Raw genomic sequence first — 16,055 nt, 5'->3', positions numbered from 1 at the left:
AGCGGGCGCCGAAAATTGCGCGACGCCACATTCAATAGGCGCGGAGAAAGGTTGTCAACTCGCGATGGGTAGAAAACCTATTGCGTCGAAAAAAAATCCGGCGTAGAGTCCGGTCGGACAACAGGTAAGGTTACATCCGGACAGGCCTCGCGGCCTTTTTTAAACGCCCAATGATGTAACGTTAAATCATATTGGACGGAGACATGGCGGCCATCTCACTGAAAGGCGTGGCGAAGGCATACGGCGACCACGCGCCCGTACTGCGCGGAATCGATCTCGATATCGGCGAGAACGAGTTCTGCGTTTTCCTCGGCCCATCCGGCTGCGGCAAGTCGACACTGCTTCGCATCATTGCCGGCCTCGAAGATGCCACATCGGGCGACGTGCAAATTGGCGGGCGCCTCATCAACGCGATACCGCCGGCCAAGCGAGGCGTGGCAATGGTCTTCCAGAGCTACGCCCTGTTTCCTCATATGACGGTCGAAGAGAACATGGGGTTTGGCTTGAAGCTGTCCGGACTACCCGCCGGCGAGATTGCAAGCAAGGTTCAAACGGCGGCCAAAACCCTGCAACTCGACGCGTTGCTGAAACGAAAGCCGGCCGCGCTCTCCGGCGGGCAGCGTCAGCGTGTCGCAATCGGTCGCGCCATTGTTAGGGAGCCCGGTGTGTTCCTGTTCGACGAACCGCTTTCGAACCTCGACGCCATGCTCCGCAGCCAGACGCGCGTCGAAATCGCCAAACTTCATCGTCAGTTCGCACAAGCGAGCACAGTCTATGTGACACACGACCAGGTCGAGGCGATGACCCTCGGAGACAAGATCGTTCTATTGCGTGCCGGAAAAGATGCCGAGCGATTCGGGAGCATTGCCCAGGTCGGCTCCCCCCTCGACCTTTATCACCGTCCGAACAGTCGTTTCGTTGCGGAATTCATCGGCAGCCCCAAGATGAACTTCCTTGGCGCAACCGTCCATTCGTTGAGCAGCGACGGGATTGTCGCAAGGCTGGACAAGTCCGACGACGATGTGCTGGCCAAAGTGGACGCCTCTTTCCTGCGCGTCGGGCAACCGGTGCAACTCGGCATCCGCCCCGAGCACTTCGACCATGTGATCGACAGCGGCGACGAGAGTGAGGAAGGCTCGAACGGCACGATGCAAACGCTTCGGCGCAAAGTCACACTGGTCGAGCGCCTGGGTGAACACAGCTATCTACATCTCGAGGACCAGGCCGCCGGGACCACGGTTGTCGTGAAGCAACCCGGCGACGCGAGCTATCAGCCTGGCACGCGTGTCGCGGTTCGCTTCGACTCGAGCGCTTGCCACGTATTTTCCGCCGACGGCAGTGCGGTACCGAAGCTTCAATAAAACAACCTCCGGAGACATCCATGAACCGAATCATTGCACTTTCAGTGCTGAGTGCCGCGCTGTCCATCGCTACCTCCGCCAGCGCCGGCACGCTCCAATTGAACATCGCTTTCAAGGGAGCGGAGACGCGTGCGGTCTGGGAAAACCTGATCAAGCAGTTCGAGCAGGCCAACCCGGGGGTGACGACCAAAGTCGCCTTCGTCGAAGAGGAGACCTACAAGGTTCAACTCCCGGCATGGCTGACGTCGGTGTCTCCGGACGTGATCAATTGGCATGAGGGCGAGCGCATGGCCTACTACGCGAAACGCGGCCTGCTCGACGATCTGTCGGCCGACTGGCAAAAGAACGATTGGAATACACAGTTCGCGTCACTGAAGACTCCATCCTCGTACAACGGCAAGCAGTATGCGATGCCCACCCAGTACTTCGCGTGGGGCGTCTACTATCGAAAAGACCTGTTCGAGAAGGCCGGAATCAAAGGCGAACCCACGACCTGGCAAGCCTTTCTCGACGATTGCAAGAAGCTCAAAGCGGCCGGTATTGCGCCGATCGCGGTGGGCGGCCGCGATTCGTGGACGCTTGCTGCGTGGTTCGATTATCTCGACCTGCGCATGAACGGCTACGACTTCCACATGAAGTTGATGAACGGCGAGATTCCCTATACCGATGCGCGCGTAAAGAATGTGTATCTGGCATGGAAGACCCTGATCGACAACAAGTACTTCATCGACAATCCGCTTTCCTATAGCCTCGACTCCGTCCAGCCGCTCTACAGCCAGGGCCAGGCGGCCATGATGCTCATGGGAACGTTCCTGTCCCCGGGGCTTCCTCCGGCTACGAAAGCCCAAACCGGCTTCTTCAGGTTCCCAACCGTAGATCCGAAAGTCACACCGGCGGAGGATGGGTCGGCCGAATGCCTGAACATTCCGATGCGGGCAGCCAACAAGGCCGATGCACGCAAGTTCCTTGCGTTCATGGGTCAACCGGGTAACGACGCGGCACTCGCCAAAGGAGTCGGTACATTGCCCGCCAATAACAAGGCGGCGATGCCCGACGATCCCATCGCCAAGATCGGTTTTCAAATCCTGTCAGGAACGACAGGCGGTGTGGCTCAGTTTTACGACCGGGACATGACCAAGGAGATGGCCGACGAAGGAATGAAGGGGATGCAGCGATTCGTCAGCGATCCCTCGAAGCTCGACGAGATTCTCAGCCACCTCGAACAGACGCGCAAGCGCGTCTACAGCAAGTCCTGATCACGCGAGGGTTCAGATGGCCACAGCCGAAACGAGGAAGTCGGTGAATCGAAGTTCATCTGCGCAGCAACCCGGGCGCTTGCGCCGCACGCCAGGGGATCGAGTGCACGCACCACTCGCAACCCGACGCAAGCGAGCTGCATTGTTGTTTCTGCTGCCCGCTTGCGCGATGTTCTGCCTCTATGTGATCTACCCGATCATCAGCAGCATCGTACTCAGTCTCTACAACTGGGACGGGATGAGTGACAAGGTCTTTGTCGGGCTTGCGAACTACCGTGAGTTGCTTCACACCGACACGTTCTATGTTGCATTGAAGAACAACGTCCTTTGGCTCGTGCTGTTTCTACTGGCTCCTCCCATCGGACTCGTTTTTGCGCTCTATCTCAATCAGAGCGTAAAGGGTATGCGACTGATCAAGTCGCTGTTCTTTTCGCCGTTCGTGCTATCGGGGGTCGTGGTCGGACTGATCTTCAGCTGGTTCTACGATCCCGCGTTTGGATTGTTGAAGCTCATCGTGGGACATGGCATTCCGGTGCTGGGAGACGAGCGTTACGCCACGTTCGGTGTGATCGCGGCAGCGCTGTGGCCGCAAATCCCGTTCTGCATGCTGCTGTATCTCACCAACCTCACGAGCATTAATCCGGAAATCGTCGAGGCTGGCCGTATGGAGGGCGCAACGGGCTGGTCGCTTCTCTGGCATGTCGTCCTGCCTCAACTGCGTCCCGCGACGTTCCTGTCCGTCGTGCTCACCATTATCGGCGCACTTCGAAGCTTCGACTTGATTGCGGTGATGACGGGAGGAGGGCCGTTCGACAGCTCGACTGTGCTGGCCTATTTCATGTACGACCAAGCCATCAAGTACTTCAGATTTGGCTATTCGGCGGCGATTGCGGTTGTGTTGTTCTTGATCATGCTGGTGTTCATCGTGTACCAGCTGCGCCGGCTTCTTCACACCGACCGATAACAGAGGAAAAGGTTATGTATCCCACTCCGGTGAGCCGTTGGAGTCCGATGGGCCGCAGGGTTTATAAAACCTCGCTGCCCATCGCTCTCGTCATCTGGTTGCTTCCGCTGATTGCAGTCTTCATCACGTCGGTGCGCTCGACGGACGATCTGGTTCAAGGCAACTATTGGGGATGGCCCGAGCGGTTCGCGCTCGTAGAGAACTACCGGGCGGTACTGTTCAATTCGCCCATGCTGCATTACTTCATGAACAGTTGCCTGATCACCGTGCCTTCAGTTGTCGGATCCATTGCGCTTGCCGCAATGGCAGGTTTTGCACTGGCGACGTATCCCTTCAAGGGTAACAGCAGCATCTTGGGAATCTTCGTGGCCGGCAACTTCGTTCCGATCCAGATTCTGATGATCCCCGTTCGTCAACTGACGCTTCACCTCGGATTATTCAACACGCTCGAAGGACTCGTGTTGTTTCACATTTCGTTCCAGACGGGGTTTTGCACGTTGTTTCTACGAAACTTCATCAAGGAGCTTCCGTATGAGCTCGTCGAAGCTGCGCGCGTCGAAGGTGCCAACGAGTGGCAATTGTTTTACCGCATCATCCTGCCTTTGATCGCGCCGGCTCTGGCGGCGCTTGCCATTCTCGTGTTCACGTTCGTATGGAACGACTACTTCTGGGCACTGTCCTTGACGCAAGGAGACGACGCAGCGCCGATCACGGTCGGGGTGGCCGCCCTCAAGGGGCAGTGGACCACCGCCTGGAATCTCGTGTCGGCGGGTTCGCTCCTCGCAGCTTTTCCGTCCATCGTTATTTTCTTCGCAATGCAGAAGCATTTCGTCGCCGGTCTGACATTCGGCGCCACGAAGGGCTGAGCGATCACACATCGACCATCGATGTGGGCATCGGGCCCGCAGGGCGCTGTGCGTCCCTAACGTTTACTTAATCAAAGGAATCTCTCCATGAAGGTGGGTGTCGATTATTACCCGGAGCATTGGGACGTTTCGCTGTGGGAGCAAGACGCGCGGCAGATGCAGGAAGCCGGCATCACGATCGTTCGCCTGGCTGAGTTCGCGTGGTCACGTCTCGAGCCCACGGAGGGCAAGTTCGATTTCGAATGGCTCGACCAGGCCATTGCCTTGCTGGCACGGCATGAAATAGACGTGGTGATTGGGACACCGACTGCGACGCCGCCGGTCTGGTTGACGCACAATTATCCCGACGTCCTTCCCGTGGATAACAAAGGAAATGCGGTTTTCGCAGGCGTACGCCTGCACCGCTGCTACAACAGCCCATCGCTGCGCAAGTTTGGCGAGCGGATCATCGAGCAAATCACGCGGCGCTACGCATCGCATCCGGCCGTCATCGGTTGGCAAACCGACAACGAACTCGCGGCGAACGATTGCCATTGCGCGAACTGCACACGCTTGTTCCGTGGCTGGCTACAGCGAAAATACGGCTCGTTGGAGACCCTGAATCGCGAGTGGGGAACCGTCGTCTGGAGCGGGGAATATAGCGACTGGAATCAGGTAACGACGCCGCTGGGTGGTTCGCCGCATCTCAACCCCTCGTTCCTGCTCGACTTTCGGCGGTTTTCTTCCGATGCGGTTGCCGAGTTCAACCGCTTTCAGGCAGCGCTGATCAGGAAGAACAGTCCTGGAAAGTTCGTGACGCACAATTTGTGGGGCTACCCGGTCACCGCCGACTACTACGATATGTTCGACAGCATGGACTTTGCGTCCGTCGACTACTATCCGGCGACAGACCTCCAGGACGACTCGAAGTCGAAGATGTATCACGGCGCATTGACGCTCGATCTGACGCGCGGCGTGAAACGCCAGAACTTCTGGGTCATGGAGCAGCTCAGCGGGACACCGGGATGCTGGTACCCGATGTCGCGTACGCCGTTTCCCGGCATGATCCGCGCTTACGCGTGGCAGAGCGTTTCCCGCGGTGCGGACACCATCGTCCAGTTTCGTTGGCGCTCGGCGCGTATTGGAGCAGAGCAATTCTGGCACGGGCTTCTGGATCACCACGGGCAGCCCGGACGTCGCTTCGAAGAGTTCGTTCAATTCAGCACCGAGGCTGCAAAACTCGCCCCGCTGCTCGAGGGAACCACGCTCAAGCACGATGTAGCCATGCTCTTTTCGCACGAGCAACTGAATGCCTTCCAGATACAACCGCAGGCCGATGGGTTCGACTACCTGGGAAATATCAAACGGCTTCATTCCGCATTGCTTCGAATGGGCGTTGGAACGGACGTCATCAACTGGCGAGAAGACTTCCAGGGTTACAAGTTCGTGATCGCGCCGATGCTGTATTTGATCGACGAGGAAATGGCCGGCAAGCTCAAGCGCTATGTCGAGAATGGAGGCATGCTCTTGCTGACCACGAGATCCGGGGTCAAGAACATGAACAACGTCTGCTTGCCGGACCGGCTGCCGAATCTGCTGACAGAACTCGCCGGCGCGTATGTCGACGAATACGATCCGGTGGGGAAGGACGCGCAGACGCTGAGCCTGGAGAGCGGCGAACGTCTCTCGTGCGGTCAATGGTGCGACATCCTGACACCTGTCACAGCGGAAACGACGGCAACGTACTCGGGTGAATACTTCGCGGGGAAGGCGGCCGTGACGCGAAACGCGCACGGTAAGGGCGTGGTTTATTACATCGGTACGGTGCTTGACGAAAAAGCAAGCCAGGTCTTGATGCGTCGCATCGCGCGTGACGCAGGCATCGACTGCAGCCTCGAACTCCCGGATGGTGTGGAAGTCGCGATAAGACAGTCCGACGAGCGACGGTTGATCTTTGTACTGAATCTCTCGAAGGAGCCGAAGGAAGTGTCGATTGCGCTCCGCAATTGCGTAAGTGCGCTGTCGGGCGGCAGCTTTTCGGGCGGCAACATGAAGCTCGCTCCGGGCGGCGTGGAAATACTCGTTCAAGTCTCCTCTTTGTGAGGGCCGTCGCCTTCATCCGTGATGCGACCAATTGACCCAGTTCGGTTCGGATATCGACCTCTGTGCTAAAACATACATATTGGATGAATGTTATCTTCCGTTCCATTCTGGAGTATGAACATGTCTGCCTTCACAGCCCCTGCTGCTGTAATCGTCCTCGACGTGGGCACCGTTGATCCGAGCGAGCGCCATTCGATGGTGTTCGACACGTTTGCAAGACTGTCGCCCGGTCAGGCGCTCGAACTCGTATCGGACCACAATCCCGAGCCGTTGCTCGAGGAGTTTGCTGCCGAATTGCCGGACGGGTTCTGGTGGCAATGCGGAAAGGGAAGCCCAGACCTGTGGCGCGTGCTGATTGGCAAGCCGGCGACGGGGCTCGATTGATCGTGCCTATTCGCACGCCTTGATGAACTCGATTAAAGCGCGCGGCGGACCTGGTCTCGATGCTCTTTGACGGGCGCTCACATCAGCCGTCGTACTTCTCGGCGAACGCAGCGGCATCGAGCGTGCGGAAGTCGGCCAATGCGGCATCGAGGCGCTCCCGCGGCCAGTCCCACCAGGCGATCCGCTGAAGGCGCTCCGCCGTGCGTTCGTCGACGCGCAGGCGCATCACGCGCGCCGGTACACCGACGACGATCGCAAAGGGTGGCACGTCCTTTGTCACGACGGCACCGGAGCCGACGGCCGCTCCGTTGCCGATGCTCACTCCCGGCATGACGATCGCGCCGTGACCGAGCCATACATCATGGCCGATCTCGACGCGGTGCTGCGCGCGCCATTCGAAGATTTCGTCGTCGTCATCGAGCGAGAGTCCATACGATCGCGACCGATAGGTGAAATGATGAAGCGTGGCCCGCCACGTCGGGTGATTGGGCGGATTGATGCGCGCGCACGTGGCGATATTCACGAATTTGCCGATACGTGCATGCGCGATCTGGTTGTCTCCCATCGCGTAGCTGTAGTCGCCGAAGACCGCATCCGCCATTTGCGTGCGTGGGCCGAGATACGTATAGCAGCCGAGCTCGCTCTTTCGAACGACTGCTGTCGGATCGATCCTGGGTTCATCGGACAATACCTCGCCGAGCGTCCAGGGGTCGACACCGCCCATTTTTTCGATGTACATGGCCTTGCCTCAGCAATGTTTCGAAGCGCGCCCTCTCAAGCGACCAGCGTTCGGAGATAGGCGGAAATCCGCTCGGCGCACGCGACGAGCACGAAAGTCACGATCAGCAGTAACGCGACCGTTTGATATTGAAACAGATTCATCGCCGTCAGCAACAGGAAGCCGATACCACCGGCGCCGACAAAGCCCAACACGAGCGAGGATCGCAGGTTTTCATCGAAGCGGTACAGCGCGATGCCCAACAGCGAAGGAAGCACGCCCGGCACGACGGCGTGCGTGAACACCTGTATACGGCTCGCTCCCGTCAACGTCAGTGCTTCGACGGGACCCATATCCATATCCTCGATTACTTCCGCGAAGAGCCGTCCGAGCATGCCGACGGAATGGACCGCAAGCGCCAGCGCGCCCGGAAATGGCCCGAGGCCGACAGCGGTCACGAACAGCAACGCCCATACGAGGTCGGGCACGGCCCGCGCCACCCCAATGACCGCGCGCGCCGCGTAATAGAGCGGCTTGGCGGGCGTCAGGTTCCGTGCGGCGAGAATAGCGAGCGGGAAGGCGAGCACGACGCCGAATACGGTGCCGAAAATCGCCAGATCGATCGTTTCCAGCACCGGCAGTAACGTCGGCTTGAACTGATCGAAGGCCGGGGGAAGGGCGCGCGAGATGATATCGGCCATCCCATGAGCACCCGTCACGAGATCCTGGGGCCGCGCTTGCACGACGATCCACGCCTGAACGAAAAGCGCGGCGATCAGCACGACCGCGGCGATCGCACCGATCTGACGCGCCGGCGAGGGGCCGCCCGGCATCGGACCTTTGTATGTGGTGCTCATCATGCGTCCGCCTGGTAGAGCTCGGCAATCTCGCGCTGCGAGACCTCCGCCGCGGGCCGGTCGAACACCGTACGGCCACGACGCAGCCCGACGAGCCGGTCCGCGTAGCGCATCGCAAGTTCGGGCTGATGCAGCACGCAGACCACGGCGAGGCCATCGTGGCTGGCAAGGCGACGCAGCAGCCGCATGACCTCGTCGGCGGCTTCAGGATCGAGACTCGCAACAGGCTCGTCCGCGAGCAGCACCTGCGGCGCCTGCGCAAGCGCCCGAGCAACGGCGACACGCTGAGCCTGACCGCCCGATAGCGTTCCAGCGCGCTGACCGGCAAGCTCGGCCAACCCCACCTCGGCGAGGTGACCCAGCGCCGGACCGACTTCTTCGCGGGGCACGCATCCGAGCGTCGTCGCAAGCGTGCGATGCCGGCCGAGCGTCCCGCAACAGACGTTGGCGAGCACGCTGCGGCGCCGCACCAGATTCGCATGCTGCGAGATCAGGGCAAGCGGCAGCCGCGCCTCGCGCAACGCCTTGCCCGAGAGCGCCGTGAGATCGCGGCCCGCCACTTCGACGCTGCCGGCGCTAGGTCGGTTCATGCCGACCACGCACTTCATCAACGTCGACTTCCCGCTGCCGTTGCTGCCGAGCACGACGACCATCTCTCCCGCCTCGACCGACAGAGTCACGTCTCGAAGGGCGACGTGCCCGTTCGGATACCGCATCGTCAGGTTGCGCACGGCCAGCGTCGCACCGCGGGCGCGAGCGCCGCCTCGCGGCGCCGTGCGATCGTGTGGCCGGCTGTGCGGCCCGAATGCCTCAGCGCCGGGCGCTCCGAGAATGGAGTTCACAGTTTTGCCAGGTCGACGTGCAGCGTCTTGACCAGATCGCGGATCTGATCGTAGGCGGCATCGTTTTGTACCGTGGTCCTGAGCGCCGGATTCTCGTTCGCCGCAAGGAACTTCTGATCGGCTTCCGGCAGTTCATGAAAATCGAGCGAACTCAGAATCTTCGCGAGACGCTGCTTGAACTCGGCGGGCAGGTTGCCGCGCACGGCGATGGGATCGAGCGGAATCGGCTCCGATTGCCAAAGCGTCACGTAGGCATTCTGGTCGAACTCGTTATGCAGCTTCGCGCTTGCGATTTCTTCGCTGTTGAGCTCGCCTGCCTGCACTTTGTGGTTGCGCAGCGCCTCGAACGACGCCGTATGGCTGCCCGCGTAAATCGCCTTGACGCCATGGTCCGGATCGATGCCGTTCTTGCTCAGGCCGTAGGCAGGGAAGAGGTGGCCCGACGTCGAGCTGGGATCCGAGTAGGCAAACGAGCGGCTCTTGATGTCAGCGAGGGACTTGATGCCCGACCCCGGCCAGGTCACGATCGACGCCGTATAGGTAGCCGGCTTGTTGTCCTCGCCCGCGAACGTTGCGACGGCTTCCGCGTGGGCGACCTGATGCGCGAGTACATAGCCCAGGGGACCGAATTGACCGATTTCGAGCTTGTCGTTGCGCATTGCCTCGATTTCGGCGTTGTAGCTGGTCGCGACGAAAAGCTCTACTTTGCAGCCAAGTTTGTCGCCGATCAGCTTGGCAACGTCCTGATACACAGGCAGCAGGCGCTGCGAGGATTCGTACGGTTCGACGCCGAAACGCACGACGCCGTTGTTGGGGCACGTTCCTTCGGCATGCGCATTGGCGGCAGCGAAGCTCGCGACGAGCGCGGCGGCAGCGGCAACTTTCAACAGCTTCATATCGTCCCTTTCCCCGAGTGGTGGTGTGTCGGTTGCGAATCGGCTAAACGCGGGCGGCACATCCATGCGTCGCGTCTGGCGCATTGTGGGATGGATAGATGATGAATTTGTGAAAAAGCTGTGCGCTGCTATTTACCTGTCATCTTACGAATGGATATCCAGACGTCTAGATGTGTTTCAGGCGACCGTGCCGCGCCGCATACGAGCCGCAGGCCCTCTCATCGCGCACCCTCGAAAGGAAAACGAGCGACGAGCACAAACGGCTGGGTAGGGCCGCACTCGGCGAAAACTGCCGCACCATCGATCCGCAGGGGGCCTAGTTGCGGGATCTGTGCGTTCCACCAGTCAACCAGCATCTGCCGCTCGTTGGCATCTATCGGATCGCTGAGCGTCATATGAAAGCGAAATTCGTCGAGCACGAACGGATAGCCCCAGCGGTCCAATAATTCGCGCTGCCGCTCCGTCAATTGACCGTCGAGCCGGCGGCGCCGCTCATTTTCGTTCGGCATCGCGCGTAAAGGCGCGAACTCGTGCAAGGCGTCAGCCGCAAGCGCCCGCATGGCGGCGCCGCCGTCAGCCATTGCCGGACGGATGGCGACGAATCGTTCGAGCGCCGCCGCCTCCACGTGCAAATCAAACGGTTCTTGGCGCCGTGCCCACTTGTGCGCCGCCCGAAAGACGTCCTCGAGCGCCGCACCGGCCACACACCGGGCGGGCGCCACCCACGTCCCATGCCAACCGTAGCGCTGCGGCGCCCGCGCGAGGCCGGGCACATCGCGCGAACGCGCGGCGAGCGCCGGCAGCACCGGTGGAACGAGCCTTTGTCCTGATTCGGGATCGCGTCCGAGCCAGCTGCAACCGATATCCCACCATGCCGAGCCGCGCGCTGGGGCGTAGTAAATCGCGAATCGGCTTTGGTCGGTCCACTCGCAAACCGTCTTCGAGCCATCGCTCATATGTTTTGCTCCACCAGTAGCTGTACCCGGTCCGCGGCGAAATAGGTAAAGCCGTATTTGATCGGCGTACCGTCTGCGTCGACATCGACGTTCTCGACCCAAAGCACGGGCTGCTGCCTGTTGATATTGAGGCGGCGCGCCACATCCGCGTCGGGCAGCGTACTGCCGATCCTGCTCCAGCGCCGAGCGTAGTCGATGACGTCGTATTCGGCGAGCGCGGCCGAGAAGCCGCCATTCGTTCGCTCCAGCGCCTGCGGCAATCCCGCGAAGCGCGCGGCCGGATACCAGGCAAGCGCGTACGTAAGCGGTACGCCATCCGCCGCATGCAGCGATTCGATCCGATACACGAGCGTTCCCGTGCGCAAACCCAGCGCCTTGGCAATCTTCAGCTCGGCTTTCACGGACGCGGAGGAAAGCACCGTACCGCATGCCGAATGGCCCTGCTCGCGCAGATTCTCAGTGAACCGCGTGCGGCGCCCGATCGTGTAGTCGATTGCGCCCGGTTGAACGAACGTACCGCGGCCCTGTTCGACGCTGACCAGGCCTTGCGCCGCCAACCCGAGCATTGCGCGCCGCACAGTATGGCGATTGACGCCGAAGCGCTTCGCGAGCTCGCCCTCGCTCGGCAAGCGACCGTCTTCACCGAATCCGCTCGCGGCGATTTCCGAGGCCAGCGTCTGTTCGATCTGCCGCCATACCGCCACGCCGGCGCCGCGCTCCACCGTGCTCGCTGCAAACGGCATCCCGCCGGGCTCGGTGACGCGTCCGTTGTTGCTGCGTTTCATCGTTGTGTCATTCCGATCGGTTCGAATGCTTTCATGGCGATATGCTAGCATGCAGTTTATTGATCTGGTCGTCTAGACGACTAGATGTCATGAAGGCACGGGAATCGAGGATATGAAGGCATTATCTGCGGAAATCGCGCCGGAGCGTCGGTGCTGGCTGGCCGAGCTTGCCCGGGCACCGCGCGCCACGCTCGAATCGGCGCTCGTTGGGGTCTGCGGCGGGACTGGGCTACCCGCCTTCGATTGGCTGCGTGCTCCGCAAACGGGGCTTGCGATGGTGCGTGGGCGCATCGGCGGAACAGGCGATCCGTTCAACGTCGGCGAGACCACCGTCACGCGCGCCGTGCTGCGGCTGAAATCGCCCGACGGCGCCATCGGCATTGCTTATCAATTAGGACGCGACAAACGTCGGGCGGAGCTCGCCGCGCTCGCCGATGCCATGCTGCAAACGCCGCACTGGCACGACGCGCTGCATTTGCGGCTGATCGAGCCGCTCGCGCGATCGCGTGACGACGCACGGCGTGAACGTGCCGCGAGCACGGCGTCCACCCGGGTCGACTTCTATACGATGGTGCGAGGGGAATGATGGCCGATAATCTTGCGTCGCTCGATACGCTCGTGCGTGGTTTTTCCGATCCCGTCCACGATGCGCAGGTTTCGTTTCGCGTACTGCTCGACGTCCTTGCGCGACCGGGCACGACGCGCTCGATCGACGTGGTGCTCGACGACGCCGTGGATCGCCGGTGGCCGGCCGCGGCCTTCGCAGCCGTGCTGACGCTGGCGGACTTCTCGACACCCGTCTGGCTGCAACAGCCCGATGAAGCGCTCGCACAGGCCATTCGTTTTCACACGGGGGCGCCGCTCGTCGACGAATCGCGCGAAGCCGCATTCGCTTACATCTCCGACCCCGCAAAGATGCCGCCGATCGACGGGTTTTCGCATGGCACACCGGAGGCACCGCAGCATTCCGCGACGCTGCTGATTCGCGTCGCTGCGCTGGAAGGCGGGCGGCCACTGAGGCTCACCGGGCCGGGAATACGATCGGATATTCGCATTGCGCCCGTCGGCGTAGCCGACTCGTTCTGGCACGAACGCACGGCGCTGAGCGCACAAGCACCGTGCGGCATCGATTGCTATTTCTTTTGCGGACGGTCCGTCATCGGCGTACCCCGCACCACCCGAGTGGAGCTCAACTGATGTACGTTGCAGTCAAAGGTGGCGAGCGCGCGATCGAGGCTTCGTGGCGTTTGCTCGACAAAGCACGGAGGGGCGATCCCGCCGAGCCGGAGCTGACGATCGCGCAAATTCGTCAGCAGATGCGGCTGGCCGTTGCGCGCGTCATGACGGAAGGCTCCGTCTACGACGAGGAACTCGCGGCGCTCGCGATCAAGCAAGCCGCTGGCGACCTCGTCGAAGCGATCTTTCTGTTACGTGCCTATCGCACCACATTGCCGCGTTTCGGCTACACGGTGCCGATCGAAACCGGGCGCATGGAGGTACAGCGCCGGATTTCGGCCACGTTCAAGGACGTTCCCGGCGGACAACTGTTGGGGCCGACCTACGACTACACGCAGCGATTGCTCGACTTTTCGTTGTTGGCCGATGAGCCGGCACTTGAATCCGGCGATGAGTGCGCCTCGCCTCGGGCATCGCTGCAAGCGGGGGCGAACGCATCGGACGAGCGGCCAACCGTGGACGAGGCATCGGCGGTTGCGATGCCGCGCGTCGTGGCGTTGCTCGATGCAGAGGGGCTCATCGAGCAGGAACAGCCTTCGGAGAACGCGGAGGCTCCTGTCGACCTGGCAGTCGAACCGCTGCTGATGCCGGCCGAACGTGCCGTGCGACTGCAGAACCTCGCCCGTGCCGACGAAGGCTTCCTGCTATCGATGGGGTACTCGACGCAGCGCGGATACGCACGCAACCACCCGTTCGCGGGAGAAATCCGCAACGGCCTCGTGGCCGTCGAGATGGAGATTCCAGAGCTCGGCATCGCCGTCGAACTCGGGGACATCGAAGTGACCGAATGCCAGATGATCAACCAGTTCTCGGGTACGCAAAAGGCCCCGCCGAGCTTTACCCAGGGGTATGGCATGGCTTTCGGCCACTCGGAGCGCAAAGCAATGGCAATGTCGCTCGTCGACCGCGCACTGCGCGCCGAGGAGTTGGGCGAGGCGGTGACGGCACCCGCGCAAGACCCCGAGTTCGTGCTTTATCACAGCGATAACGTGGAGGCCTCGGGCTTCGTGCAACATTTGAAGTTGCCTCACTATGTCGATTTCCAAGCCGAACTCGAATTGGTGCGGCGCCTGCGGGCTGCGCACGCAGCGGCACAGCAGGCCAGGGAAGGGGAGGACACCGCATGAACGCTCCGCATGAAGCATACTCGGCTAACGTGACGGATCGGGCGAACGAAGCGGCCGAAGGCTACAACTTCGCTTACCTCGACGAGCAGACGAAGCGGATGATACGCCGGGCGCTGCTGAAGGCGATCGCGATTCCGGGCCATCAGATACCGTTCGGCTCCCGGGAAATGCCGCTTCCGTACGGGTGGGGTACAGGTGGAATTCAGGTGACGGCGGCGATCATCGGCCGCGACGACACGCTCAAAGTCATCGATCAGGGTTCGGACGATACGACCAACGCCGTCAATATCCGACGGTTTTTCGCCCGTACGGCCGGGATCCGGACTACGACGCGCACCGTCGAAGCCACGATCGTTCAAACCCGTCACCGCATTCCGGAAACACCGCTGAGCGATCGGCAGATTCTCGTATATCAAGTGCCGATGCCCGAGCCACTTTACCGGCTCGAGCCGCGGCTCGCGGAGTGCAGCAAGCTGCATGCACTCTCCGAGTATGGGCTCATGAACGTCAAGCTCTATGAGGATATCGTGCGCCATGGCAGTATTGCCACGACGTATGACTACCCTGTTATCGTCAACGATCGCTATTTGGCGGCGCCATCGCCCATTCCCAAGTTCGACAATCCGAAGATGCACATGAACCCCGCGCTGCAGCTATTCGGTGCCGGCCGGGAGCGCAGGATCTACGCCATTCCCCCCTATACCCGCGTGCGCAGCCTCGACTTCGAAGACTATCCGTTCGAGGTGCAACGATGGGAGCATGCCTGTGAAATATGCGGGTCGCGCGAAAGCTTTCTCGACGAGATGATCGTCGATGACAAAGGCAAGCGAATGTTCATCTGTTCCGATAGCGACTACTGTCAGCAGCAGGTCGCCAAACGCGAAACGGACAATGCGCCCGTGGCCGAGCCCGAGGGAGCGCGCTCATGACACCGCTATTGAGCGCGCGAGGTCTGACGACGTACTACGGCGAACGGCCGGGCTGCGAAGACGTGAGCTTCGATCTCTATCCCGGCGAAGTACTGTGCGTGGTGGGCGAGTCGGGCTCAGGCAAGACAACCTTGCTGAATACGATCGCGTTGCGCCTGTGCGCGGCGTCGGGCCGCGTGACCTACACGTCGGCCCAGGGCGAGTCGCTGGAACTGTTCACGCTCAGCGAGGCGCGCCAACGCCATCTGATGCGTACCGAATGGGGGTTCGTCGAGCAGAATCCGCGCGACGGCTTGCGCATGACCGTATCGGCCGGAGCGAACATCGGCGAACCGATGATGGCCGTCGGTGCGCGTCATTTCGGGAAAATCCGTGAGACATCGTCGAACTGGATGCGGCGCGTGGAACTCGATGCCGGACGCATCGACGATCTGCCGACCTCGTTTTCGGGTGGCATGCAGCAGCGTCTGCAGATCGCGCGCAATCTGGTGACCGGTCCGCGGCTGGTGTTGATGGACGAGCCCACCGCGGGCCTCGATGTCTCGGTGCAGGCGCGCCTGCTCGATCTGCTGCGCACGCTGACGGCACAGCTGCATCTGGCCTGTGTGATCGTGACACACGACATCGGCGTCGCGCGCTTGCTCGCGCATCGGCTGATGGTGATGCAAGCAGGCCGCGTCGTTGAGACGGGGCTGACCGATCAAGTGCTCGACGACCCGCAGCACCCTTATACGCAATTGCTCGTGTCGTCGGTGCTGCCTGCCTAGGGCCAGTTCACGCGACGAATCGCGCGCCG

General features: G+C 61.2%; 17 protein-coding genes. 11 read left to right on the top strand and 6 right to left on the bottom strand.

Annotated elements, in window-relative coordinates; translation table 11 throughout:
- Positions 1-203: 203 nt before the first annotated feature.
- The 6 genes from ACO1XS_RS08680 to ACO1XS_RS08655 all read left to right on the top strand — a co-directional run bounded on the left by ACO1XS_RS08680 (position 204) and on the right by ACO1XS_RS08655 (position 6,913).
- The gene (locus tag ACO1XS_RS08680; protein ID WP_486390453.1) at positions 204-1,361 is read left to right on the top strand and encodes an ABC transporter ATP-binding protein; all 1,158 of its coding nucleotides are present in this window, start codon (positions 204-206) and stop codon (positions 1,359-1,361) included.
- Between the two features lie 20 nt (positions 1,362-1,381).
- Positions 1,382-2,617 carry an ABC transporter substrate-binding protein gene (locus tag ACO1XS_RS08675; protein WP_331568137.1) on the top strand — a complete coding sequence of 412 codons (1,236 nt, stop codon included), beginning with the start codon at positions 1,382-1,384 and terminating at the stop codon, positions 2,615-2,617.
- Positions 2,618-2,633: 16 nt separating this feature from the next.
- Positions 2,634-3,581, top strand: coding sequence for a carbohydrate ABC transporter permease (locus ACO1XS_RS08670; RefSeq protein ID WP_331568136.1), 948 nt, complete (start codon positions 2,634-2,636; stop codon positions 3,579-3,581).
- 14 nt (positions 3,582-3,595) lie between these two features.
- Positions 3,596-4,447: a carbohydrate ABC transporter permease gene (locus ACO1XS_RS08665; RefSeq protein WP_331568135.1), complete on the top strand. Its 852-nt coding sequence runs from the start codon at positions 3,596-3,598 to the stop codon at positions 4,445-4,447.
- 87 nt (positions 4,448-4,534) lie between these two features.
- The gene (locus ACO1XS_RS08660) at positions 4,535-6,529 is read left to right on the top strand and encodes a beta-galactosidase (RefSeq protein WP_486390452.1); all 1,995 of its coding nucleotides are present in this window, start codon (positions 4,535-4,537) and stop codon (positions 6,527-6,529) included.
- Between the two features lie 120 nt (positions 6,530-6,649).
- Positions 6,650-6,913 carry a DUF2249 domain-containing protein gene (locus ACO1XS_RS08655; RefSeq protein WP_331568133.1) on the top strand — a complete coding sequence of 88 codons (264 nt, stop codon included), beginning with the start codon at positions 6,650-6,652 and terminating at the stop codon, positions 6,911-6,913.
- A gap of 82 nt (positions 6,914-6,995) precedes the next feature.
- Here the strand turns inward: ACO1XS_RS08655 and ACO1XS_RS08650 are convergent, their stop codons facing one another.
- From ACO1XS_RS08650 to phnF, 6 genes are all read right to left on the bottom strand, one after another.
- The gene (locus ACO1XS_RS08650) at positions 6,996-7,652 is read right to left on the bottom strand and encodes a DapH/DapD/GlmU-related protein (protein ID WP_486390451.1); all 657 of its coding nucleotides are present in this window, start codon (positions 7,650-7,652) and stop codon (positions 6,996-6,998) included.
- A 35-nt stretch (positions 7,653-7,687) separates the two neighbouring features.
- Positions 7,688-8,491, bottom strand: coding sequence for a phosphonate ABC transporter, permease protein PhnE (gene phnE / locus ACO1XS_RS08645; RefSeq protein ID WP_331568131.1), 804 nt, complete (start codon positions 8,489-8,491; stop codon positions 7,688-7,690).
- A complete protein-coding gene (gene phnC / locus ACO1XS_RS08640; RefSeq protein ID WP_486390450.1) occupies positions 8,488-9,330 on the bottom strand; it encodes a phosphonate ABC transporter ATP-binding protein in 843 nt (280 codons plus the stop codon). The genes phnE and phnC overlap by 4 nt, the downstream gene beginning before the upstream one ends.
- A complete protein-coding gene (locus ACO1XS_RS08635) occupies positions 9,327-10,226 on the bottom strand; it encodes a phosphate/phosphite/phosphonate ABC transporter substrate-binding protein (RefSeq protein ID WP_331568129.1) in 900 nt (299 codons plus the stop codon). Before ACO1XS_RS08635 ends, phnC begins: the two co-directional genes overlap by 4 nt.
- Before the next feature lie 218 nt (positions 10,227-10,444).
- Positions 10,445-11,182, bottom strand: a complete 738-nt coding sequence (locus tag ACO1XS_RS08630; RefSeq protein ID WP_486390449.1) for a DUF1045 domain-containing protein — start codon at positions 11,180-11,182, stop codon at positions 10,445-10,447.
- Positions 11,179-11,925 (bottom strand): phosphonate metabolism transcriptional regulator PhnF, encoded by a 747-nt coding sequence (gene phnF / locus ACO1XS_RS08625; protein WP_486390567.1) that lies wholly within the window; start codon positions 11,923-11,925, stop codon positions 11,179-11,181. Before phnF ends, ACO1XS_RS08630 begins: the two co-directional genes overlap by 4 nt.
- Before the next feature lie 154 nt (positions 11,926-12,079).
- On the opposite strand from phnF, the gene phnG reads away from it, so the two are divergent.
- The 5 genes from phnG to phnK are packed head-to-tail and all read left to right on the top strand — an operon-like array spanning position 12,080 to position 16,026.
- Positions 12,080-12,553 carry a phosphonate C-P lyase system protein PhnG gene (gene phnG / locus ACO1XS_RS08620; RefSeq protein WP_331568127.1) on the top strand — a complete coding sequence of 158 codons (474 nt, stop codon included), beginning with the start codon at positions 12,080-12,082 and terminating at the stop codon, positions 12,551-12,553.
- On the top strand, positions 12,550-13,164 hold the full coding sequence (gene phnH / locus ACO1XS_RS08615) for a phosphonate C-P lyase system protein PhnH (protein WP_414720189.1): 615 nt from the start codon (positions 12,550-12,552) through the stop codon (positions 13,162-13,164). Before phnG ends, phnH begins: the two co-directional genes overlap by 4 nt.
- The gene (locus ACO1XS_RS08610; RefSeq protein ID WP_486390448.1) at positions 13,164-14,330 is read left to right on the top strand and encodes a carbon-phosphorus lyase complex subunit; all 1,167 of its coding nucleotides are present in this window, start codon (positions 13,164-13,166) and stop codon (positions 14,328-14,330) included. The genes phnH and ACO1XS_RS08610 overlap by 1 nt, the downstream gene beginning before the upstream one ends.
- Positions 14,327-15,259, top strand: coding sequence for an alpha-D-ribose 1-methylphosphonate 5-phosphate C-P-lyase PhnJ (locus tag ACO1XS_RS08605; protein ID WP_486390447.1), 933 nt, complete (start codon positions 14,327-14,329; stop codon positions 15,257-15,259). The genes ACO1XS_RS08610 and ACO1XS_RS08605 overlap by 4 nt, the downstream gene beginning before the upstream one ends.
- A complete protein-coding gene (gene phnK, locus ACO1XS_RS08600) occupies positions 15,256-16,026 on the top strand; it encodes a phosphonate C-P lyase system protein PhnK (RefSeq protein ID WP_486390446.1) in 771 nt (256 codons plus the stop codon). The genes ACO1XS_RS08605 and phnK overlap by 4 nt, the downstream gene beginning before the upstream one ends.
- Positions 16,027-16,055: the final 29 nt, after the last annotated feature.

The organism is Trinickia sp., from assembly GCF_057351765.1.
This window is presented reverse-complemented; position numbering and strand designations above follow the sequence as displayed.

What these genes read in the sequence shown, in the direction of transcription:
- ACO1XS_RS08680 (WP_486390453.1), top strand. Translation starts at nt 204, where the DNA reads ATGGCGGCCATCTCACTGAAAGGCGTGGCGAAGGCATACGGCGACCAC.
- ACO1XS_RS08675 (WP_331568137.1), top strand. Translation starts at nt 1,382, where the DNA reads ATGAACCGAATCATTGCACTTTCAGTGCTGAGTGCCGCGCTGTCCATC.
- ACO1XS_RS08670 (WP_331568136.1), top strand. Translation starts at nt 2,634, where the DNA reads ATGGCCACAGCCGAAACGAGGAAGTCGGTGAATCGAAGTTCATCTGCG.
- ACO1XS_RS08665 (WP_331568135.1), top strand. Translation starts at nt 3,596, where the DNA reads ATGTATCCCACTCCGGTGAGCCGTTGGAGTCCGATGGGCCGCAGGGTT.
- ACO1XS_RS08660 (WP_486390452.1), top strand. Translation starts at nt 4,535, where the DNA reads ATGAAGGTGGGTGTCGATTATTACCCGGAGCATTGGGACGTTTCGCTG.
- ACO1XS_RS08655 (WP_331568133.1), top strand. Translation starts at nt 6,650, where the DNA reads ATGTCTGCCTTCACAGCCCCTGCTGCTGTAATCGTCCTCGACGTGGGC.
- ACO1XS_RS08650 (WP_486390451.1), bottom strand. Translation starts at nt 7,652, where the DNA reads ATGTACATCGAAAAAATGGGCGGTGTCGACCCCTGGACGCTCGGCGAG.
- phnE (WP_331568131.1), bottom strand. Translation starts at nt 8,491, where the DNA reads ATGATGAGCACCACATACAAAGGTCCGATGCCGGGCGGCCCCTCGCCG.
- ACO1XS_RS08635 (WP_331568129.1), bottom strand. Translation starts at nt 10,226, where the DNA reads ATGAAGCTGTTGAAAGTTGCCGCTGCCGCCGCGCTCGTCGCGAGCTTC.
- ACO1XS_RS08630 (WP_486390449.1), bottom strand. Translation starts at nt 11,182, where the DNA reads ATGAGCGATGGCTCGAAGACGGTTTGCGAGTGGACCGACCAAAGCCGA.
- phnF (WP_486390567.1), bottom strand. Translation starts at nt 11,925, where the DNA reads ATGCCGTTTGCAGCGAGCACGGTGGAGCGCGGCGCCGGCGTGGCGGTA.
- phnG (WP_331568127.1), top strand. Translation starts at nt 12,080, where the DNA reads ATGAAGGCATTATCTGCGGAAATCGCGCCGGAGCGTCGGTGCTGGCTG.
- phnH (WP_414720189.1), top strand. Translation starts at nt 12,550, where the DNA reads ATGATGGCCGATAATCTTGCGTCGCTCGATACGCTCGTGCGTGGTTTT.
- ACO1XS_RS08610 (WP_486390448.1), top strand. Translation starts at nt 13,164, where the DNA reads ATGTACGTTGCAGTCAAAGGTGGCGAGCGCGCGATCGAGGCTTCGTGG.
- ACO1XS_RS08605 (WP_486390447.1), top strand. Translation starts at nt 14,327, where the DNA reads ATGAACGCTCCGCATGAAGCATACTCGGCTAACGTGACGGATCGGGCG.
- phnK (WP_486390446.1), top strand. Translation starts at nt 15,256, where the DNA reads ATGACACCGCTATTGAGCGCGCGAGGTCTGACGACGTACTACGGCGAA.